21 protein-coding genes and 1 tRNA gene are annotated in these 20,863 nt (G+C 61.0%); 10 read left to right on the plus strand and 12 right to left on the minus strand.

Annotation, left to right across the window (positions count from 1 at the left end; all coding sequences use genetic code 11):
- Positions 1-5 precede the first annotated feature (5 nt).
- The 6 genes from accC to OVA07_RS11360 form a co-directional block, all read right to left on the minus strand.
- Entirely contained in the window at positions 6-1,352 is a 1,347-nt protein-coding gene (gene accC, locus OVA07_RS11335; protein ID WP_268171521.1) for an acetyl-CoA carboxylase biotin carboxylase subunit, read from the minus strand.
- A gap of 10 nt (positions 1,353-1,362) precedes the next feature.
- Complete coding sequence (gene accB, locus OVA07_RS11340) at positions 1,363-1,839, minus strand: acetyl-CoA carboxylase biotin carboxyl carrier protein (protein WP_268171522.1); 477 nt, start codon at positions 1,837-1,839, stop codon at positions 1,363-1,365.
- A 111-nt stretch (positions 1,840-1,950) separates the two neighbouring features.
- Positions 1,951-2,418, minus strand: coding sequence for a type II 3-dehydroquinate dehydratase (aroQ, locus tag OVA07_RS11345; protein WP_268171523.1), 468 nt, complete (start codon positions 2,416-2,418; stop codon positions 1,951-1,953).
- A 102-nt stretch (positions 2,419-2,520) separates the two neighbouring features.
- On the minus strand, positions 2,521-2,862 hold the full coding sequence (locus tag OVA07_RS11350) for a hypothetical protein (RefSeq protein WP_268171524.1): 342 nt from the start codon (positions 2,860-2,862) through the stop codon (positions 2,521-2,523).
- A gap of 114 nt (positions 2,863-2,976) precedes the next feature.
- Complete coding sequence (locus OVA07_RS11355) at positions 2,977-3,390, minus strand: holin family protein (protein WP_268171525.1); 414 nt, start codon at positions 3,388-3,390, stop codon at positions 2,977-2,979.
- Between the two features lie 156 nt (positions 3,391-3,546).
- On the minus strand, positions 3,547-4,272 hold the full coding sequence (locus tag OVA07_RS11360) for a superoxide dismutase (RefSeq protein ID WP_268171526.1): 726 nt from the start codon (positions 4,270-4,272) through the stop codon (positions 3,547-3,549).
- Positions 4,273-4,527: 255 nt separating this feature from the next.
- On the opposite strand from OVA07_RS11360, the gene OVA07_RS11365 reads away from it, so the two are divergent.
- The 3 genes from OVA07_RS11365 to OVA07_RS11375 all read left to right on the plus strand — a co-directional run bounded on the left by OVA07_RS11365 (position 4,528) and on the right by OVA07_RS11375 (position 8,400).
- Positions 4,528-4,944 (plus strand): hypothetical protein, encoded by a 417-nt coding sequence (locus OVA07_RS11365; RefSeq protein WP_268171527.1) that lies wholly within the window; start codon positions 4,528-4,530, stop codon positions 4,942-4,944.
- A 122-nt stretch (positions 4,945-5,066) separates the two neighbouring features.
- Positions 5,067-7,268: a TonB-dependent receptor gene (locus OVA07_RS11370; RefSeq protein ID WP_268171529.1), complete on the plus strand. Its 2,202-nt coding sequence runs from the start codon at positions 5,067-5,069 to the stop codon at positions 7,266-7,268.
- Positions 7,269-7,272: 4 nt separating this feature from the next.
- Complete coding sequence (locus OVA07_RS11375) at positions 7,273-8,400, plus strand: PepSY-associated TM helix domain-containing protein (RefSeq protein WP_268171530.1); 1,128 nt, start codon at positions 7,273-7,275, stop codon at positions 8,398-8,400.
- Positions 8,401-8,421: 21 nt separating this feature from the next.
- Here OVA07_RS11375 and OVA07_RS11380 read toward each other — a convergent pair.
- A tRNA-Pro gene (locus OVA07_RS11380) sits at positions 8,422-8,498 on the minus strand.
- A gap of 231 nt (positions 8,499-8,729) precedes the next feature.
- Here OVA07_RS11380 and yajC point away from each other — a divergent pair.
- From yajC to secF, 3 genes are read left to right on the plus strand one after another with little or no spacing between them, the layout of a single operon-like run.
- Positions 8,730-9,059, plus strand: a complete 330-nt coding sequence (gene yajC, locus OVA07_RS11385) for a preprotein translocase subunit YajC (RefSeq protein ID WP_268171531.1) — start codon at positions 8,730-8,732, stop codon at positions 9,057-9,059.
- Positions 9,060-9,084: 25 nt separating this feature from the next.
- The gene (gene secD / locus OVA07_RS11390) at positions 9,085-10,692 is read left to right on the plus strand and encodes a protein translocase subunit SecD (RefSeq protein WP_268171532.1); all 1,608 of its coding nucleotides are present in this window, start codon (positions 9,085-9,087) and stop codon (positions 10,690-10,692) included.
- 16 nt (positions 10,693-10,708) lie between these two features.
- A complete protein-coding gene (gene secF / locus OVA07_RS11395) occupies positions 10,709-11,686 on the plus strand; it encodes a protein translocase subunit SecF (protein ID WP_268171533.1) in 978 nt (325 codons plus the stop codon).
- Between the two features lie 87 nt (positions 11,687-11,773).
- Here the strand turns inward: secF and OVA07_RS11400 are convergent, their stop codons facing one another.
- Positions 11,774-12,961 (minus strand): glycosyltransferase, encoded by a 1,188-nt coding sequence (locus OVA07_RS11400; RefSeq protein WP_268171534.1) that lies wholly within the window; start codon positions 12,959-12,961, stop codon positions 11,774-11,776.
- Between the two features lie 2 nt (positions 12,962-12,963).
- On the minus strand, positions 12,964-13,536 hold the full coding sequence (locus tag OVA07_RS11405) for a helix-turn-helix domain-containing protein (protein ID WP_268171535.1): 573 nt from the start codon (positions 13,534-13,536) through the stop codon (positions 12,964-12,966).
- Positions 13,537-13,640: 104 nt separating this feature from the next.
- Here OVA07_RS11405 and OVA07_RS11410 point away from each other — a divergent pair, with 104 nt between their 5' ends.
- The gene (locus tag OVA07_RS11410; protein WP_268171536.1) at positions 13,641-14,114 is read left to right on the plus strand and encodes a DUF6456 domain-containing protein; all 474 of its coding nucleotides are present in this window, start codon (positions 13,641-13,643) and stop codon (positions 14,112-14,114) included.
- A 194-nt stretch (positions 14,115-14,308) separates the two neighbouring features.
- Here OVA07_RS11410 and OVA07_RS11415 read toward each other — a convergent pair whose 3' ends face one another.
- Positions 14,309-16,099 (minus strand): ABC-F family ATP-binding cassette domain-containing protein, encoded by a 1,791-nt coding sequence (locus tag OVA07_RS11415; RefSeq protein ID WP_268171537.1) that lies wholly within the window; start codon positions 16,097-16,099, stop codon positions 14,309-14,311.
- Positions 16,100-16,223: 124 nt separating this feature from the next.
- Here OVA07_RS11415 and OVA07_RS11420 point away from each other — a divergent pair, with 124 nt between their 5' ends.
- The 3 genes from OVA07_RS11420 (at position 16,224) to OVA07_RS11430 (ending at position 18,754) form a co-directional block, all read left to right on the plus strand.
- Complete coding sequence (locus OVA07_RS11420) at positions 16,224-16,532, plus strand: PepSY domain-containing protein (protein WP_268171539.1); 309 nt, start codon at positions 16,224-16,226, stop codon at positions 16,530-16,532.
- Between the two features lie 114 nt (positions 16,533-16,646).
- On the plus strand, positions 16,647-17,324 hold the full coding sequence (locus OVA07_RS11425) for a response regulator transcription factor (protein ID WP_268171541.1): 678 nt from the start codon (positions 16,647-16,649) through the stop codon (positions 17,322-17,324).
- A 101-nt stretch (positions 17,325-17,425) separates the two neighbouring features.
- Positions 17,426-18,754, plus strand: coding sequence for a sensor histidine kinase (locus OVA07_RS11430; protein WP_268172692.1), 1,329 nt, complete (start codon positions 17,426-17,428; stop codon positions 18,752-18,754).
- Between the two features lie 5 nt (positions 18,755-18,759).
- Here the strand turns inward: OVA07_RS11430 and OVA07_RS11435 are convergent, their stop codons facing one another.
- The gene (locus tag OVA07_RS11435; protein ID WP_268171542.1) at positions 18,760-19,653 is read right to left on the minus strand and encodes a tyrosine recombinase XerC; all 894 of its coding nucleotides are present in this window, start codon (positions 19,651-19,653) and stop codon (positions 18,760-18,762) included.
- Positions 19,650-20,804, minus strand: coding sequence for a radical SAM family heme chaperone HemW (hemW, locus tag OVA07_RS11440; protein ID WP_268171543.1), 1,155 nt, complete (start codon positions 20,802-20,804; stop codon positions 19,650-19,652). Before hemW ends, OVA07_RS11435 begins: the two co-directional genes overlap by 4 nt.
- Positions 20,805-20,863: the final 59 nt, after the last annotated feature.

Here is a 20,863-nt window from a genome sequence, read left to right on the forward strand (position 1 = left end):
ACGGATCAGGCGTCCTTGGCCATCCATTCTTCCAGCCACTTGATCGTATAATCGCCGCTCAGGAAGTCCGGTTGGTTCAGCAGGCGCTGGTGTAGCGGGATCGATGTCTTGGGGCCTTCGATCACCATTTCGGAAAGCGCGCGCTTCAGCCGCATGATGCAGCCTTCGCGGGTGCGACCATAGACGATCAGCTTGGCGATCATCGAGTCATAGTAAGGCGGGATCTTGTATCCGGCATACAGCCCTGAATCGACACGCACATGCATGCCGCCAGCAGCGTGATAGCTTTTCACCAGACCGGGCGAGGGCGCAAACGTGAACGGGTCTTCCGCGTTGATACGGCACTCGATCGCGTGGCCTTTGAACTCGATCTCGTCCTGCTTGACCGACAACGGCTTGCCATCGGCAATGCGGATCTGTTCGCGCACCAGATCGACCCCGGTGATCGCTTCGGTCACCGGATGTTCGACCTGCAAACGGGTGTTCATTTCGATGAAATAGAACTCACCGTTTTCCCAAAGGAATTCAATCGTGCCTGCACCGCGATAGCCCATGTCGGCCATGGCCTTGGCCACGATGCCGCCCATGCGATCACGCTCTTGCGCCGAAATGACCGGCGATGGCGCTTCTTCCAGAACCTTCTGGTGGCGGCGCTGCAACGAACAGTCGCGTTCGCCCAGATGGATGGCATTGCCATTGCCATCGCCAAAGATCTGGAATTCGATGTGCCGCGGATTGCCGAGATACTTCTCGATATAAACGGTCGCATCGCCAAACGCGGCCTTCGCCTCGCTCCCGGCCTGCTGCATCAGTGTTTCAAGATCGTCGGGGCCGTTGCACACTTTCATGCCGCGTCCACCGCCGCCCGACGCGGCCTTGATGATGACCGGATAGCCGATGTCTTCGGCGATCTTCCGGGCATCCTCGATCTCGGAAACCGCGCCGTCCGAACCTGGCACCAGCGGCAGACCCAGCGCGCCAGCGGTGCGCTTGGCTTCTACTTTGTCGCCCATGGTGCGGATGTGTTCCGGCTTTGGGCCGATCCACGTAATGTCATGCGCTTCGACGATCTCGGCAAACTTGGCGTTTTCCGAAAGGAAGCCATAGCCCGGATGGATCGCATCGGCGTGGGTGATTTCCGCTGCCGAAATGATCGCCGCGACGTTGAGGTAGCTGTCCTTTGCGGCGGGCGGGCCAATGCACACGGCATGGTCGGCCAGCCGCACATGCATTGCATCGGCATCGGCGGTGGAATGAACGGCCACCGTTTCGATGCCCATTTCATGTGCGGCGCGATGTATGCGCAGCGCGATTTCGCCGCGATTGGCGATCAGCAGGCGCTTGATGGCCATCAGCGGTCCTTTACGCGATCACGACCAGCGGCTGGTCGAATTCGACCGGCTGCGCGTTCTCGACGAGAATAGCTTTCACCACGCCAGCGGCTGGCGCGATGATCGGGTTCATCACCTTCATCGCTTCGATAATCAGCAGGGTGTCACCGGCCTTCACCGTCTGCCCGACCGACGCAAAGTTCGGCGCGCCCGGTTCAGCCGCCAGATAGACCGTGCCGACCATGGGTGATTTCACAGCATCAGCGTGATTATCAACCGGCGCGGCCACAGGTGCAGCAGCAGCAGGCGCTGCAACTGGTGCCGGTGCGGCAACGGCCACTTGTGCAACAGGCGCTGCAGTCAATTGGCGGGCAACGCGGATTTTGCGTTCGCCGTCTTCTACTTCGATTTCGGAGAGGCCGGTTTCAGCAAGCAGCTCAGCCAGTTCGCGCACCAGCTTGCCGTCGATTGCCATGGTTTCGGCCTTCTCGCCGCGGTCGTGCCCCATTTATAGTTCCTCGCGGGTAATAAAGTCAGGCCACGCGCCATGCCCTCCTGCTGACAAGCTGGCAAGGGGTGGCGGGCCTGAAGGGTGGAAAAACGCCTGTTTCTTGCTCGTTCAGAGCCGCGAAACGGCATCCAGTGCGACGATATAGCTGTTTGCGCCAAACCCGGCTACCGTGCCTTTGGCTGCCATGCCGACATAGGAATGATGCCGAAAAGCCTCGCGCGTGTGCGGATTTGACAGGTGAACCTCGATCACCGGCACCTTGATGGCTTTGATCGCATCATGCAGCGCAACCGATGTGTGGGTATAGGCCCCTGCGTTCAACAACACGGCCTTGGCCCCCACCGCCTGTGCTTCGTGCAGCCAGTCCACCAGATGGCCTTCATGATTCGACTGGCGCATGTCGATCTCAAGGCCCAGTTCCTGGCCCCGGTCTTCCAGCATACCGGCGATATCGTCCAGCGTCTGGGATCCATAAATCGTCGGTTCGCGCAGTCCCAGCAGGTTAAGGTTCGGTCCGTTCAGCACGAACACTGTGGTATCCTGCAGGTCAGAATGCGGTTGCGCGGTGTCTGTCATTGTCGTTCCCGAAAGCAAGTCTGGCTTGGCCGCCCTGATAGCCAGTCACATTGCTTGTGCAAGTCTGCTTGGATTCGCCTGTTTCGGGAACGGTGGTGCAGGTCAGCCTCCAGGTGCGATGGGCGGCGGCGGCGGCACCGTAGGATCGCCGTCGCTTTGCTGGCCATCTTCAACTTCGCCATTGAAGATCACGTCTTCCACTGGCGCAGTCTCGTTGTCGCCTTCCGGATTTTCGCCCTCGATCATCGGAGGCGGCTGAGGCGCTGATTGTCCGCCGCCCGCCGCGGCCATCGACAGCGCCTTGCGCGATCGCTCATCCGCGGCCTTTGCCGTGGATTCGATCTTGGCCAGCCTTTCGGCGATTTCGCGATCTTCGGGCGAACTGCATCCAGCGGTCAGCAGCAAAGCAGGAAACAGTGCGCAGGTGGCAAGGAAAGTTGCCATCCTGCGAACGCTGTTCCGTTGATCGGGAGTGGTGTTGCACGACCTCATCATGCGGCGGTCATAACATGGGGAAGTTACCAGAAACTAACCAAGCTTGCCGCTACGGCTCAAATCCTACCTGTCGCTGCCCTTGGCCTTGCCCCACTGCCGGGCTACGGTATAACCAAGATATCCCGTGCCAAACAGCGCATAGAGCGGTTCGGGCAACCCTCCCAGATAAGCATTGATGCCCGCCGCGATATCTTGCGCGGCTGCCGGACGGAACGCGGCGATCACACCCATCGGCAAGGCCCACAGGATCATCACGTACATCACATAAAGAAAGCCGGGCCGTGCGCGGCTGGTCCAGGGGTCAGTAGACGAAGCTTCGGTGACAATGGCCGACATGCGCGTGCGCAACTGTTCCAGTTCCTGCGTGCCTTCCAGCCGCAGTAGTTCCAGCTTGGCCCGGTCACGGGCTTCCTTGTCGGGGATCACCTTGTCGATGATGGCGGAAACGGGCGAAATCAGCGCTTCAAGAAATGACATGGCATTCGCGTCCCTTATCCAGTGAAAGACGCGCAATCAGATAACCATATCGGTTTGTGTAGGAAAATGGATTCGTAAATGGCAGCCTATGCGCCAAGGCCGCTGTCCAAGGCATTCGGCGCGCGAAAAACGCACGCCGAATGCCTGAACGACACCTTACTTGTGCTTGGCGGTCGCCGCGGCAAAGCGCTTCGAAACGGTCTGCCAGTTTACCACCTGCCACCAGCCATCCAGATAGTCCGCACGGCGGTTCTGGTACTTCAGGTAATAGGCGTGTTCCCACATGTCGTTGCCAAGGATCGGCATGCCCTTGGTTTCGGCCACATCCATCAGCGGATTGTCTTGATTGGGCGTCGATGTGATTGCCAGCTTGCCCTCGGCATTGATGATGAGCCAGACCCAGCCTGATCCGAACCGCCCGGTGCCCGCTGCCTTGAATGCGGCCTTGAACGCATCCATCGATCCGAACGATGCGGTTATCGCAGCCGCCAGTTCCGCCGATGGCGCACCAGTATTCGCGGGTGCGGCCATGCTCTGCCAAAAGAAGCTGTGGTTCCAGTGCCCACCTGCGTTGTTGCGCACCACTGGCGGCAGCGTTCCGGCCTTGGCGATAAGCTGTTCCAGCGACTGGCCTTTCAACGACGGGTCTGCTGCAACGGCCTTGTTCAGCGTATCGACATAAGCCTGATGGTGCTTGCCATGATGGATCGTCATGGTCTGCGCATCAATGGCCGGTTCCAGTGCATCGAACGCATAAGGCAGTGCAGGCAGGGTGAATGCAGCAGGCACCGGAGCGGCTGCAGGTGCAGGGGCTTGCGCCAAGGCAGCGGTTGCGCCGGTGCCCATCGACAGGGCGATGGCAAGGGCAAAAGTTTTTCGCATGGGGAGTGCTCCAAAAAAGGAATTCTTCGCAAAGGAATCCATCAGTCTGCGCAATCGAGAGAGCGAATCCCGAATGGCGGCTTTTGTCGCCGGGCGAAGGCGTTGAAACCGCCAGCCTTTTCAAACCGGTAATCCACCCTGTCAATAATCCGGGTGTCAAGTTTCGTTCCCGGCCGCGCCATTCCAGCCGCGATTTGTGGTTGTAGCAGCAAAACCGCATGACAATTATCCATGCGCTGCCTAGTGGGCGCACCCATGTCGGTGATCCGCGCCTTTTTGCTGCATAATCGCGTTCTGGCCTTGGTGGTGGTCATGGCGGCGCTGTGCATGAAAATCGTGGTGCCGGCTGGATACATGCCGGCAGTCGGGTCAAAGATCCTGACAGTCCAGATTTGCGCCGATGCGTTGGGCGCCCACGCGACAAAGCAGATTGTCGTGGCGATGAAAGCAGGAACCGGCGAGTCTTCCGGTGGTGAAGGTGCAAAGGCGGCCAAAGGCGAATGCCCGTTTGCCTCGCTATCGCTGTTCTCGCTGGCCGGGGCAGACATCGCGCTGCTCGCACTGGCGCTTGTCTTCATCATGGCGCTTGGCTTTGCGCCGGTCCGGCCTTCGCGGCCCGGCCGCTCACGCTATCTGCGTCCGCCGCTGCGCGGCCCTCCGGTTCTCGCCTGAAAGACTGACTGGCTTGAAAGGCCGCATGTGATCGTTTGAGTCGCGCGTTCTGCGCGCCCGGTTTTCTGCGGCCCTGTCAGTCGTCCCCGCGATAACTCTCTTCCGACAGTACGGGATTACCCATGAAATTCGTGTCCACGCTTGCGCTTGCTGCAGCTCTCATCACCGTGCCCGGCATCGCCTTTGCCGACGAAGCCGATGCACCTTCCGCAAACGATATTCTTGTCATCGGTCAGCGTGACCCGCTGCAGCTTGATGCTGAAACCACCACGGGCAGCCGGCTTGGCCTGAGTGCGCGTGAAACGCCGGCCACGGTCCAGACCATCACCCAGGCCGACATCCAGTTTCGCGGCCTGCGCACCGCGCGCGAAGCTTTCGCCGATATTCCCGGTGCAATTTCGGGTAATGTGCCGGGCAATCCCGCTGCGGTGATGATGCGCGGTTTTTCCGGCAATGTCGTTTCCATCCTTCAGGATGGCGTGCGCGTGTCCACTTCAACCGTGGTTCAGCGCGATACCAACACCTGGCACTTTGACCGGATCGAGGTCATCAAAGGCCCGGCCTCGGTCTTGTTTGGCGAAGGTGCGCTGGGTGGTGTCATCAACAAGGTCACACGCAAGCCTACGTTCGATGGCACCCACATGGAAACGCTGTTCAGCTATGGCAGCTTCAACACCATCACCGCAGCTGGCGGGGTCAACCTGCAACTGTCAGATACCGTGGCAATCCGCGCCGATGCCAGCAATATGCGTTCCGACAGCCTCTATGACGTGGATGACAACCACACCCGGTCCAGCGGGCTGACCGCCAGTGTGCTGTTCAAACCTTTGGACTCGCTGTCGATCCTGATCGCTGTCGATCATTTCGACGATCGCTATGATGGCACTTATCAGGGGGTGCCGCTGGTTTCATCTACCGTTGCCAAGGATGCCAGCGACATTCTGCAAAGTGCCAACGGACTGGTCATCGACAAGGCCCTTCGTCGCGCCAACTATAACCCAAGGGGCAGCTATTCCAGCGCGGATGAAACCACCCTGCGTTCGCGTATCGATCTTGCGCTGGGCGGCGGCTGGACATGGGGCACCGACCTTACGTGGTACACGGCAAAGCGCGACTTCGTGCTCAGCGATACACAAACCTTTGCCGCGCCCTCTACCGGGTTTGCCAATGGCAGCTTCCTGCGCACGGTGCAGCGGTTTTATCACGACCATGAATTCTGGAATGTGCGTTCTGCACTGTCGAATGACACCACTATTGGCGGCCTCCGCAATCGGCTGACCATCGGCGCGGAATACAACCAAACGGACTTTGCCAGCCTGCGTCAGTCGGCACCGAACAGTGCGGTTGCGCGGGTCGATCCCTACACCCCTGCCGTGGGAACCATCCCCACCGCAAACAGGGCCTATACTTCGGGCAACGTCAACTTTGATTCCACGCTCCGCACCATCTCGGTCTTTGCCGAAGACGCGTTGAACCTCACGCCAAAGTGGTTGCTGGTCGGCAGTGTGCGGTATGATGACATCGATCTTGAACGCGCAGTTACCAACTTCAACGTCACCCCCAACACCGTGCAACGCGCTAATCCGCGCTACAAACCGTTCTCGTGGCGGGCTGGTTCCACCTATGATCTGACCGGCGGCCTCACGCTTTACGCACAATACACCACTGCCACGGTGCCAGTGTCCTCGATGTTGTTGCAGTCGATCACCAACACCGGCTTTCGTCTGACCAAGGGCCGTTCAGTCGAAGGCGGGTTCAAGCTTTCGGCGCTTGATCAGCATGTCACGCTGACTGGCGCGGCCTACCATATCCGGCAGGACAACATCCTCACCCGCGATCCGGCCAACCCGGCGCTTACCGTTCAGGGTGGAACGCAGTCTTCGCTCGGTGTGGAATTCAGCCTTGGGGCCACGATCACCCCGCAGCTTTCGGCGGGTGGCAGCTTTGGCTATGTTGATGCCAAGTATGATGAATTGATCGAGGCCGGCGGTGCCGTGCGCACTGGCAATCGCCCGATCAATACGCCCACGACTACGGCCAATGCCTATGTCGCCTATGCCGTGCCGGGCACACCTTTGACGTTCAGCGGCTTTGCTCGCCACGTTTCAGGTTTTTATACAGACACCGCCAACACTATCCACGTCAATGGCCGCACTACGTTCGATGCCGCTGTCGCGTGGGCCTTGGCGGAAACGGCGACCATCACTCTGCGCGGCCGTAACCTGACCGATGCCTTCTATGGCGAATATTCGGGTTATCCCACCACCAACATCTACATCGGCGCACCGCGTAGCGTCGAACTCTCCCTCTCGACGCGGTTCTAAGCCGATGCAGCGCGCCAGATCCATCGTCCGCAAAGTTCATCTGTGGCTGGGCCTTGGCCTTGGCGCGCTGTTCGCACTTCTGGGCCTCACCGGGTCGGCACTGGTCTTCTATCAGGAGATCGACGCCGCGCTTAACCCCAGTGTCATTGCTGAAAGCCCGCCACCGACTCCCGGCTGGAAATCGCCGGTATGGGGCAGGGCGCTTGCCACTGTCCGCAGCCAATGGCCGCAACGCAACGGCGCGTGGCGTTTTGAAAGAACTGGCAAACCCGGCGTGCTTGCCGCCCGTTACCAACCGCCCAAGGCTGACCACCACGGCCAGCGCATCATGGTCTGGCTAACCCCCGATGGCACGCACGTCCTGCGTGAAGCCGAATGGGGCACTTATGCCATGACGTGGATATACGATTTGCATATGCAGTTTCAGATGGGAGACGTGGGCCGCGATGTCGTCGGCTGGACTGGCCTTGGTATGGTCATGCTGCTTCTGTCGGGGTTTTGGGCATGGTGGCCACGCGGAAGCTGGGTCAAGGCGCTGCGCTATAAACGCAATGCCGCACCGTCGCGACGTCTGCATGATCTGCACAAACTTGCCGGGCTTGTAAGCATGCCGGTGCTATTCATGCTCACGCTCACTGGCGTCATGCTGTCGCTACCCAAACAAAGCGACGCCACGCTTGTCAGCCTGTTCGGTCCGCTGGACCAGACACCTAAGCCCCGATCCATCCCGCAACCGCGCCTGCCCATCACCATCGATCACGCTTTGAACATCGCCCACCGCGCCATGCCCAAGGGCCGGCTGGCATGGGTGGAGGCACCGGGCGATGCACAGGGCGTCTACATGGTTCGCATCCAGCAACCGGGCGATCCTTCGTTCCGCTTCCCGCACAGCTATGTCTTCATCGATCAGTTCAGCGGCCAGATCGTCGGCCTGAAAGACCGCACCCGCTTCGGCGCGGCGTCCACCATCAACAACTGGCTGCACCCGCTGCATGACGGTTCGATCGGCGGCTTGCCGCTGCGCCTGTTCCTCGTGCTGTTCGGCCTCGCTCCGACAATCCTGTTCGTCACCGGCGTCCTGCGCTGGCGCACACGCACGAAAGAGGCAGGACAAACTGCCCTGCCGTACTGATTTTCCAGATTTCCCGAAAATTGGTCGGGACGAGAGGATTCGAACCTCCGACCCCCACACCCCCAGTGTGATGCGCTACCAGGCTGCGCTACGTCCCGACCGTGGAGGCGGCCTATAGGCACCGCTTTCGGGCTTGGCAAGCGTCGGATTCGACAAAAGGTTCTCTTCATCCACAAAGCTGCGCTCAAGGGGCGGAGGTGCCTTTGATTGCCTTGGCTGGTTCAAACTGCTAACCGCCGCGCTCATGCATGCACCGGGGCCGGGTGCGATGAAAAAAGCGCATGGCCCAACGGTTGCAATATCACTGACGCGATCCCAGAAACGGACCCATGATGCTGACGACACTCTCTGCCGCCGCCGCCAATGCCGGGCAGCCGCCCGCATGGATGAGCTTCCTGCCGCTTGTCGCCATGGGCTTCATCTTCTGGTTCCTGATCCTGCGCCCGCAAATGCGGCAACAGAAGGAGCACCGTGCCAAGATCGCCGGGCTGAAGAAGAACGACATGGTCGTTACGGCTGGCGGCCTTGTCGGCAAGGTGCTGAAGATCGACGATCACTACGTCGAACTGGAACTTGGTCCCAATGTTAAGGTGAAGGCCGTGCGTTCCACCATTGGCGACGTCGTGCCGCCGGTTGGCGCAACGCCCGCCAACGACTGATTCCTTTCCCGAAAGCTGACTGCCCATGCTCGAATTTCCGCGCTGGAAGGTGATCTGGCTCTGGCTGATAACGCTGGTCTGCGTTGCCGCCGCCGTTCCCTCGCTCACCTCCACCATGGGCCTGTCGTGGCCATCTGCACTGCCCGCGCCCAAGATCAACCTGGGGCTTGATCTTGCGGGCGGCAGCCACATCCTGCTCGAAGCCGATCCGTCGCAGGTGCGCAAACAGCGCATCGAAGGCATGGAAGAATCGGTTCGCAACAAGCTGAAGCAAGATGGAAAAGGCATCCGCATCAGCGACATTTCCAACCGTGATGGCGCGCTCACCTTCATCGTGGCCGATACCACACAGGTTGATGCCGCACGCGAAGCCATTCTGCCGCTCACCAATGGTGCAGGCCTTACCGGCCAGCGCGATTGGGAGATCAACGTGGTCGATGGCAATCGCTTCGTGCTTAAGCCGACTGATGCCGGTATCGATCAGGCCGTGACCCAGGCGATGGATACTGCGGTCGAAGTGGTGCGCAAGCGTATTGACGCGCTGGGTACCAAAGAGCCGACGATCATCCGTTCCGGTCCCACCCGCATCGTGGTGCAGGTGCCTGGCCTGCAAGATCCGCAGGCTCTAAAAAACCTGCTGGGCCAGACCGCAAAGCTGGAATTCAAGCTGGTCGATACTTCGGCCCTGCCATCTGATGTGGCGCAGGGCATCGCTCCTCCGGGCAGCGAAATCGTACCGTTCTCCAGCCCGGCTGCGGGCGGCGGTGTGCCTTCGATTGCGGTCAAACGTCTTGGCGGCATTCGCGGCGATCAGCTGACCAACGCGCAGCAGACCAACAATCAGCAGACCAACGAACCGGTCGTCAACATCACCTTCAACACAGAAGGCGGGACCAAGTTTGCCAAGCTGACCACGCAGAATGTGGGCAAGCAGTTTGCGATCATCCTTGATGGCAAGGTGCTATCCGCGCCCACCATCAACGAACCGATCCTTGGCGGCAGCGCGGCCATTTCCGGCAGCTTCACCACCGACAGCGCCAACCAGCTTGCCATCTCGCTGCGTTCGGGTGCCCTTCCGGTAGATCTCAAGGTCGTTGAAGAACGCACCGTCGGGCCTGATCTCGGCGCAGATTCGATCCGCAAGGGCATGATCGCCATGGGCGTCGGTACGCTGGCGCTGATCGTGTTCATTCTGGCAACTTATGGCCGCTTCGGCGTCTATGCGAACCTTGCCGTGGTCATCAACGTGCTGATGATCCTTGGCATCATGGGCATTATCGGCACCACACTGACGCTACCGGGCATTGCCGGCTTCGTGTTGACCATCGGTGCAGCGGTCGATGCCAACGTGCTCATCAACGAACGTATCCGTGAAGAACGTCATCGCGGTCGCAAGGTCGTGGCGGCGGTCGAAATGGGCTACAAGGAAGCCAGCCGCGCCATTTTCGATGCCAATATCACCAACGTCATTGCCGCTGTGCTGATGTTCGCGTTCGGCTCCGGCCCGGTAAAGGGCTTCGCGGTCGTTCTGATGATCGGTATCGCCACCTCGGTCTTTACCGCCGTCACGCTGACCCGCCTGTGGGTTGCCCAGTGGCTGCGCCGTGCGCGCCCTGCCGACCTGAACCTGTAAGAGGGGACTTGAAACCATGAAACTCCTCAAACTCGTTCCCGACGATACCAACATCCACTTCCTCAAGTGGCGCCTGCCTTTCTACATCGTCAGCATGATCCTGATCGCTGCGTCGTGGGGGCTGGTGCTGACTAAGGGACTGAATTTGGGCGTCGATTTCATTGGCGGCCAGATGATCCGTGTCACCTTTGAACGTAGCGCCGAAGCGCCTGTTGGCGAATTGCGCGAACAGGTGGGCAAGCTGGGGTATGGCGAACCCATCATCCAGCGCTACGGCAAGCCCAACGAAATCTCGATCCGCATGAAGCTGCCGGAAGGGGCCGACCATGATGCGGCGCTTGCCGACAAGATGGCCCGAACAATCACGGCAGAGATCAAGACCAACCATGCCGATGCTCGCATCGACGGGGTCGATTCGGTTTCGGGCAAGGTGTCCAAGGAGCTTGGCTGGGATGCGTTCAAGGCGCTTGGCCTCGCCTCGCTGGCGGTCGCGGCCTATATCTGGCTGCGGTTCGAATGGCAGTTCGGGGTCGGCGCGCTGTTCGCGCTCATCCATGACGTGTCGCTTACGCTGGGGCTGTTTGCCATCACCGGTATGGAGTTCGACCTCAACATCGTCGCAGCGCTGCTTACGCTAATCGGCTATTCGCTGAACGATACGATCGTGGTCTATGATCGCATCCGCGAGAACATGAAGAAGTTCCGCAAGATGCCGATGCCTGAACTGCTCGATCTTTCGGTCAACGAAACACTGGCACGCACCATCGTCACCTCGCTGTCGATGCTGATCACGTTGCTTGCGCTTCTGCTGCTTGGTCCTGACGTGATCTTCGGTTTCACCGCTGCCATCACGCTCGGTATCTTCGTCGGCACTTACAGCTCGATCTACATGGCCGCGCCCATCCTGATCTGGCTGAAGGTCAACCCCAACAGCTTTGTCCCAACCGAAACCGCGCTGGAAAAGCAGGAACGATTGGCCCGCGAAGGCGCGTAGGCGCAAGGCTCGTTGCGTTCGTGTCGAGCGAAGTCGAGGCACGCCAGCGCTGGAACAGGGCAGAAATTGAAAAGCGACGGTGAAGCTTTAATGCTTCGCCGTCGCTTTTTCATATATATCCGCCAGCGCCGTCGCATTGGCGTCCCAGCTGAACCGTTCCGCATTGCTCGCCACATCGGCCTGACTGGGGGGATTTGTCAGCAAATCAGCCACACCCGCTGCAATCGCTTCTGGCGTTCGCGCAACAATCCGGCCTGCACTGGCGCTTTGCACCACTTCGCGCGCGCCGCCCACATCGGGGATCACTACCGGCGTTCCGCAGGCCAGTGCCTCGATCCATGCATTGGCCAGCCCTTCGCGTTCAGACGGCAGCACCATGGCATCGGCTGCACATAGCAGGTGCGGCAGCACGTCATGTTCCACAGTGCCCAGAAACTGCACCCGCGTCTCCAGCCCAAGGCTGGCTACCAGCGCTTTCAGCACAGGTTCGTCCGCGCCCGTTCCGGCAATCGCCAGCCGCACATCGTCTGGCAATAACGGCAATGCCCGGATTGCCAGCGCCTGCCCCTTGATCGCCAGCAGCGCGCCCACGCACAACAGCAACTGTCCATCGGGCGGCACCTGCAACGCGGGCAGGGCTGAAATCAACTGGCGTGCAGCATCGCGCTCCAGCGGCTGAAACCGTGCGCGATCAAGCCCGGTATAGTGCACCGTCATCCGGTCTTCCGGCATGCCCAATGCGACCATGTCGCGCGTCAGTGCCCGCGATACCGCCAGCAGCGCCACCGCTTGCCGGCTTGCCTCCAGCATCTGCTTTCGGGCTGACCCGCGCTCACCCCACAGGTGAATGTCCGATCCGCGCGCCTTGATTGCCAGTGGAAGGCCAAGCGTCTTGGCAATTTTTGCTGCGGCTGGCCCGTCGGGATAGAAAAATTGCGCATCCACCATGTCGAACGGCTGTTCAGCATGAAGCCGTTGCGCCAATGGCAACACCGCCCGCGCTATCAGCCACGGATTGATCGCGCCCGAAAGGCCCGGAAGCAGCGTGAACCGGGGATGATGCACGGTAATTTGCCCTTGCGTTTCCACCTTCGGGATCGCTTCCAGACTGGCATAGCGCACCATGCGCACCGGCGGCAGGCCAATGGGGTTTACCACCGTCACCTCCCAATCGCCCCGTGCAGCCAGCGCATCCATCTGTCGCGACACAAACCGGCCAAAGCCGCTGCGGCCCGGTGCCGGATACAGCGTCGAAATCGAAAGCAGACGTTTCACCGTCAAAGCTTGCGCACCAGCATTTCGGCAAGGCCCATCCATGCGGGACGGTCGATCACCACCTGCCGTTGTCCAGCGCCGGGTGGCAACAGCGCAATGCGCCCATCACGCTGGTCTATCAGGCGGCCAAAGGCAAAACGTCCGCCGGGGCGCGGGGCCAGCACATCACGGTTGAAAGCCCGCGGGAATTCTTCCGGTTCAATTTGCCGCAGCCACACCTGGTCACCGGCGCGATATTCCCCAGCGCTGGATTCCACCGCCATCGCCATCAGCCGCGCCGAACCATCAAGCGCCACGGGCAGAATGGCATCCATCGGACGGGCCAGCGCTTCGGCACCTTGCGCGCCCAACCGCGCCACCATGCGCGCGGGTGTTTCCTCGTCCGCTTTGACCAGAAGTTGCGGGTCCACGCCCAGCGCGGCACCGATGCGGTTCATCCACACCAGTGACAGGCTGCGCATGCCGGTTTCCAACCGCCCGATCGTCTGCGCGGTGGTCGGAGGCGTACAGCGCGCGGCCACATCGGCCAGCGTCATGCCTTTTTGGCGGCGAATATCGCGGATTCGGTTTATCATGCAGCAATCTTCTTAACCGCAGTGGTGTTTTTTTGCTTTCCTACAAAGTGAGAGGGGAGGCAAGTGCTTTGCTTGTTCCTGAAATGTTCAAGAGGAGGGCAACCATGGCTCGCATTCTCGCCACGCGCGAACTCACATCCGAAGGCCCGCGTCAAAGCGCTGAGATCACCGCCCGCAGCCGCACCGTCACGGTGAACCTTGCCGAATCTCCGCTCACCTGGCTGCACGCACGCGGCCATCTGACCGACCGCCAGCTCACCGCAGGAGAGCGCCTGCGTGCCGATTACGAACGCGCCCAGCTTTCGCCATCCCTGACCATGCGCTGGGATGCCGTGCGTATTACGGGAACGGCTGACCGTGGCCTTACCGCCAGCGAACGCCAGATCGCCGCCCGCGCCCGTTTCGATGCCGCCATGGCCCACGCGGGCAACGGCCTGTCCGATATCCTGTGGCGCGTGGCTTGTGCGGGCGAAGGGCTTCCCGCCGCCGAAAAGGCGCTCGACTGGCCCGCTCGCAGTGGCAAACTGGTCCTGCGTATCGCGCTGGATCGCATCGCGGTCTACTACCGCATTCGCTGACCAGACCATGCGCCCGCCCGCGAAGGCGCCAATGCCCTTATAAACCGCGCCCCCGCGAAGGCGCCAATGCCCTTATAAACCGCGCCCCCGCGAAGGCGCCAATGCCCTTATAAACCGCGCCCCCGCGAAGGCGCCAATGCCCTTATAAACCGCGCCCCCGCGAAGGCGGGGGCCGCACCCCAGCAGTCGGCCAATCAGCCTTCCACCATCTCCGCCAGTTCCAGCCAGCGCTCCTCGGCGGCATCCTTGTCCGCCCGCACTTTTGCCAGCGCCGCCATCAGCGCGTCGAACTTCTTGGGGTCTTTCGCATAAAGATCAGGGTCGGCCAGTTGCGCTTCACCCCGCGCAATGGCCGCATCCAGTTCCTCGATTTTGCTGGGTAGCAAATCGTAGTCGCGCTGGTCCTTGTAAGTCAGCTTGCCCTTCTTCGCCGGCATAGGCGGTGGGGGAGGGGCAGTCGCTTCCTGCTTCGGCGCCGCTTTGGCGCCTGAAGCATTGCGGCTCTTGCGCATCTTCTCCCAGTCGGCATACCCGCCCGCGACGATGTCGACCCGGCCTGAGCCGTCCATGCCCAGCGTGATCGTCACTGTCCGGTCCAGAAAGTCGCGGTCGTGGCTGACGATCAGCACGGTGCCGTCGTAATCCGAAATCACTTCCTGCAACAGGTCCAGCGTTTCCAGATCAAGGTCGTTGGTCGGCTCGTCCAGCACCAGCAGGTTCGAAAACCGCGCAAATTCGCGCGCCAGCAACAGGCGTGACCGCTCCCCGCCCGAAAGCGTGCCCACGCGCGCTTCCACCAGCCCCGGATCGAACAGGAAGTCCTTCAGATAGCCGTGAATGTGCTTGCGCACGCCCCGCACGTCGATCCAGTCGCTTCCATCGGCCAGCACATCGCGCACCCGTTTTTCGGGCGACATCAGGCTGCGCTGCTGGTCGATCATTACGCCCTGCAGCGTCTTGGCCAGTGTGATCGTGCCGCTGTCCGGCTCCAGTTCGCCGGTCAGCAGCTTCAGCAGCGTGGTCTTGCCCGCGCCGTTCGACCCCACCACGCCAATCCGGTCCTTGCGGGTGATCCGTAGGGTAAAGTCCTTGACGATAGGCCGCTCGCCAAAACTCTTGTTCACATGGTCGGCAACGATCACCGCCTTGCTCTTGGCATCATCGCTCGCAATCGCCAGCTTGGCCGTGCCTTGGGGCGAAAGCATCGCTGCCCGCTGCGCCCGCATTTCATACAGCTTTTCCAGCCGCCCCATGTTGCGCTTGCGCCGCGCGGTAACCCCGCGTTCCAGCCAGTGCGCCTCGATCTTCAGCTTGGCGTCCAGCTTGTCCGCGGCGCGTGCTTCCTCGGCATAGGCCTGTTCCATCCAGGCCTCATACCCGCCAAAGCCGATGTCCTTGCGCCGCAAGCTGCCACGGTCCAGCCACAACGTCGCCTTGGTCAGCCGTTCCAGAAACGTGCGGTCATGGCTGATAACCACGAACGCGCCCTTGTATCGCAGCAACCAGTCTTCCAGCCAGTCGATCGCCGCCAGATCCAGGTGGTTGGTCGGCTCGTCCAGCAACAACAGGTCCGGCTCGCTCGCCAGTGCCCGCGCCAGTGCTGCGCGCCGCCGTTCCCCGCCGCTGGCGCTGTCGGCTTTGCGGCCAAGGTCGATGCCAAGCTGGCCTGCAATGGATTCCACCTCATGCCGGGGCGGGGCGTCCTTGCCAGAAAGGGCAAAGTCGAGCAGCGTGTCGTACCCGGTAAAGAACGGGTCTTGCTCCAGCGTGACGATCCGCGTCCCCGGTTGGATGGATCGCGTGCCCTTGTCGGCATCCACCTGCCCGCCCAGCAGCTTCAGCAACGTGGTCTTGCCAGCGCCATTGCGCCCGATCAGCGCCAGCCTGTCGCGCTGTTGAATGTGGATGTCCAGATTCTGGAAAAGCCAGCCATTGCCCTGAACAAGGCCAAGACCTTCCCAGCTAAGTATCGGTGCTGATGCCATGGCCCGCGCTTAGCCGCCCCGTTGCCGTGGCGCAACGCCGCTCCCTTAACAAAACTGCCTTAACAGAAACGGGGCTTCCTATTCACCGCTTGTTCAATGCCTTCGATTTATGCATGCCCCCATCATGCAAAAGCCCATTGCCCTCTTTTTTGCCGCCTCGGCGCTCTCGCTGGCGATGCTGCCCGTCACGGCTCACGCGCAACAGCGCCCGGACGAACAGAACGAGGCGCGGCGCGATCTGCGTTCGGGCGCTGTGCGTTCGCTGCGCGATATCGAACGCCGTATCCTGCCGACCAAACCCGGCATGCAGTATCTCGGCCCGGAATATGATCCGGCAGCGCTGGTCTATCGCCTGAAGTTTATCCGCGATGGCCGTGTCATGTTCGTCGACGTTGATGCGCGCACCGGACAGGTTCTGGGCGAAAGCCGGTAACCGGTCGCTCCTGAACAGCGCACTACATCGCAGTTCCTTGACCGTTCAGGTTTGTCACCCCATCTAGACGCCCAAGTCCGGCGCGAATGTCGCGCCCAGCAGGGGAACTGTTCCATGCGCATCCTGATCGTCGAGGATGAACCCACTCTCGGCAAACAGCTAAAATCCACGCTCGAACAGACGGGCTATGCGGTCGATCTTTCAACCGACGGCGAAGACGGCCATTTCCTCGGCTCCACCGAAGAATACGATGCCGTCGTGCTCGACCTTGGCTTGCCTGAAATCGACGGACTGACCGTGCTTGGCATGTGGCGCAAGGAAGGCCGCAAGTTCCCCGTCCTCGTCCTCACCGCGCGCGATTCGTGGTCTGACAAGGTTGCGGGGCTTGATGCCGGTGCGGACGATTACCTTGCCAAGCCGTTCCAGACCGAAGAACTCATCGCCCGCCTGCGCGCGCTCATCCGCCGCGCTTCGGGCAATTCCTCGTCCGAACTTACTGCTGGCGATGTCCGCCTTGATACCCGTTCGGGCCGCGTCACGCTAAATGGCGAACCGGTGAAACTGACCGCGCAGGAATACAAGCTGCTGTCCTATCTGCTCCACCACAAGGGCAAGGTCGTCAGCCGCACTGAACTGATCGAACATATCTACGATCAGGATTTTGACCGCGATTCCAACACGATCGAAGTGTTTGTTACACGCATCCGTAAAAAGCTCGGACCGGACGTCATCACCACCATTCGCGGCCTTGGCTACAGCCTCGATGATCCGGCTGAAGGCGGTCGTGGGTAAATATGGGCGCGGGTAAAGACAGGCACGGATAATTCGTGGCCGCAACCGGCAGCACTGAAACGCCGCAGCCAGCGCCGCACACCGGTTCGCTGGCGCGGCGTATGCTGCTTATCGCGGCGGGCTGGATTTCGATTCTTCTGCTCGGCGGCGGGCTGGCGCTTGACCAGACGCTGACCGGCCTTGTTACCCGCAACTTCGATGAACAACTCGGCTATATGTTGACCGCCATGGTCGCGTCCGCCGAAATCGGCCCCGATGGCGAAGTGTTCTTCAACCGCCCCTTGGGTGACCAGCGTTTCCTCGAACCCAATAGCGGCCTTTACTGGCAGATATCCGGGCAGGGGCACGAAGATTTTCCCTCGCGCTCACTGTGGGATCGCTCGCTCCGCTCTGACCTTGATAGCAACCATGTCGAACCGCGCATTGATGACAGCGACCAGTTTGATGGTGAGCCGCTGCGTATCATTCAGCGCTCGGTCATCCTGCCCGGTAGCAACACCCTGTGGGAATTTCAGGTCGCCGCCAGCCGTGGCGAAATCGACGCGCAGATCCGCCGCATCCGCTCGATCCTGATCTGGTCGTTTCTTGCGCTGGGCTTTGGCCTTGTCGTCATGGCGGGCCTGCAAACCTACTACGGGCTCGGTCCCTTGCGCCGCGTCCGCCTTGCCATTGCCCGTATGCGGGAAGGTGGGGCCAGCCGCGTTACGGAACCCCTGCCGCTGGAAGTGCAGCCGCTGGTTCTGGAATTGAACGGCCTGCTCGAACATTCCGAACGGCAGGCCGAAGAGGCGCGCACGCATGCGGGTAATCTTGCCCACGCGCTCAAAACGCCGCTGACCGTAGTGATGAATGCCGCTACGGCCAAGGCAGACGATCTGGCCGATACCGTCATCCGCGAAGCCGCCGTCATGCGCCGTCAGGTCGATCACCACCTCGCCCGCGCCCGCGCCGTTGGCCGCCGCGCGGTCGGCCTGTCACGCGCGCCGGTGTGGGACAGCGCCGAAGCGGTGGAACGCGCCGTCACCCGGCTTTACCCTCAGGTTCGCCTCGACATGGACGGCAACCGAAACGCCGAAGTCTCCATCGAACGGCAGGATCTCGATGAAATTCTCGGCAACCTGATTGAAAACGCAGCCAAATACGGTGGCGGTTCGGTGTTCATTACCATCGACGCTGCACCTGCCGACGCAAAGTTCTGCGAAATCTGGGTTGAAGATGACGGCATGGGCATCCCCGAAGAATCCCGCACCCGCATATTCGATCGTGGCGCGCGGCTGGACACGGGCAAGCCCGGCACCGGCTTGGGCCTCGCCATCGTCCGCGATGTGGCCGAAATCTATGGCGGCAGCGTGGACTTGCGCGAAAGCGAAGACCTCGGTGGGCTGTTGTCAGTGCTCAGGCTGCCACGCCCTGCGGCGCTCGCCAAATAAAGGCCCTAAGCACGGGGGTGGGCGTTGCGATACACGTCCAGCAAAGTCGCTGCATCGACCTTGGTATAGATCTGCGTGGAAGACAGGCTGGCGTGGCCCAGCAGCTCCTGCAGGCTCCGCAAATCCGCTCCTGCGCTCAAAAGGTGCGTGGCAAACGAATGCCGCAGCGCGTGGGGAGTAGCTGTGGCCGGCAGGCCCAGCGAGACGCGCGCCCGCGCCACCGCGCGTTGCACCATGCCTTGCGCCAGTGGGCCACCTTTTGCCCCGCGAAACAACGGTTTGTCCTTCGCCAGCGGCCATGGGCACTGGCGCGCATAATCATCAACCCCGGCCCGCACGATGGGTAGTAGCGGCACCACCCGCTGACGCCCGCCCTTGCCGGTAATCGTCACCGTTTCGCCCAGCGGCAACGCGGCGGCAGGCAGGGCCAGCGCCTCGGCAATACGCATCCCCGCGCCATATAGCAGCAGCAGCACCGCCCGATCCCGCGCCGCGATCCACGGCACTGCGGCATCATCCGCCACCGTTTCCGCCAGATTCACCGCCTCATCCGGAGTCACCGGGCGTGGCAGCCCCTTCTTCACGCGCGGTCCGCGCAGGCGAGGGCGATTGGCGTCGGTTTCCCCAGCTTGTTCACGGGCAAACGCGATGAAGGTTTTGAGGGCCGACAATTCCCGCGCCGCCGAAACATTGCCAAGTCCATCAGCACGCCGCGCCGCCAGATGGTTGCGCAGCGCAGCGGCATCAAGGCGGGCGAGGCTGGTCCAGTCCGGTTCACATTCCATCGCATGGAGAAGGCGAGCCGCGGTGGCGGCATAGGCGCGGACGGTGTGCGGTGATCGTCGTCGTCCCAGCGCCAGATGGCCGTTCCACGCCTCAAGAATTTCCGCGATCGTCATGGGCTGACAAGCGTGTCGCTTACGAGGTCGGCCAGCAGGGCTTCAAGTAGCGGCGCGCCCTTCTCAGTCACGGTCATGTGTGTTTCGCGGACGTTCAGGTAACCCATTTTTGCGAGTGAATCGCAAGCTTTCGGGTCAATCAGATCCTGTTCGGCCATGCCAAAGCGCGCGGCCAGTGCAGGGGGTGAAATGCCTTCCGTTAGCCTCAGGCCCATCAGCAAAGCCTCCATCGCCTGCTCTCGCAGCGGTAGTAAGCGTTCTTCGCTAATACCATGATTTTGTTCGGAAACTGCGCGAAGAAAATTCTCCGGCTTCTTGTGTCGCACTGTCGCCGTGCCCAGCCGTCGCCCATGCGCGCCAGGGCCGATCCCGACGTAGTCCTGATAGCGCCAATAGGTCAGATTATGACGGCTTTCCTCTCCAACACGCGCATGATTGCTGGTTTCATAGGCCGGAAGACCCGCGGAGGCAGTCAATTCTCTGGTAATTTCAAACAGTTCTGCGCCCTGATCGTCATCCAGCGGGGTGAGCTTGCCTTCGCGCACCAGCGTTGCAAACCGGGTGCCTGGCTCAATCGTCAACTGATATAAGGAAAGGTGTCCGGTTCCCATGGCAAGTGCTTGGGAGAGCTCATCTTTCCATTGTGATGCTGTTTGTTCCGGACGGGCGTAGATCAGGTCAAAACTGACCCGCTCAAAATGCTGCTGTGCCACATCCAGCGCCGCCAGTCCCTCACTCACCCCGTGTAATCTTCCCAGGAAGCGCAAGGTTGGGTCATCAAGCGCTTGAAGTCCCAAGGAAACTCTGTTGATTCCAGCGCCAGCCAAAACAGCAAAGTTCGCTGCTTCCACCGAACTGGGATTGGCCTCCAGCGTAATCTCGATACCCGGCGCAAACCCCCACAAACGCTGGGCTTCCAGCAGTAGGGTTTCGACCAAGGCGGGCGGCATTAGCGAAGGGGTGCCACCGCCAAAGAAGATCGATGTCAAAGGGCGACCTGCGGTCAGTGCAGCCTCATGCCGCATGTCAGATATAAGCGCGCGTTTCCAATCGCTTATGTCGGTCTTTTCACGCACATGGCTGTTGAAGTCGCAATAGGGACACTTGGCGAGGCAGAACGGCCAGTGGATGTAGAGAGCAAGCGGATTCATGATCCATATCTAGCACCGATGTATGCCGACGCGAAGGCGCGATGCTGCGGTCGCTTTAT

Source organism: Novosphingobium sp. SL115, assembly GCF_026672515.1.
Lineage (GTDB): Bacteria > Pseudomonadota > Alphaproteobacteria > Sphingomonadales > Sphingomonadaceae > Novosphingobium.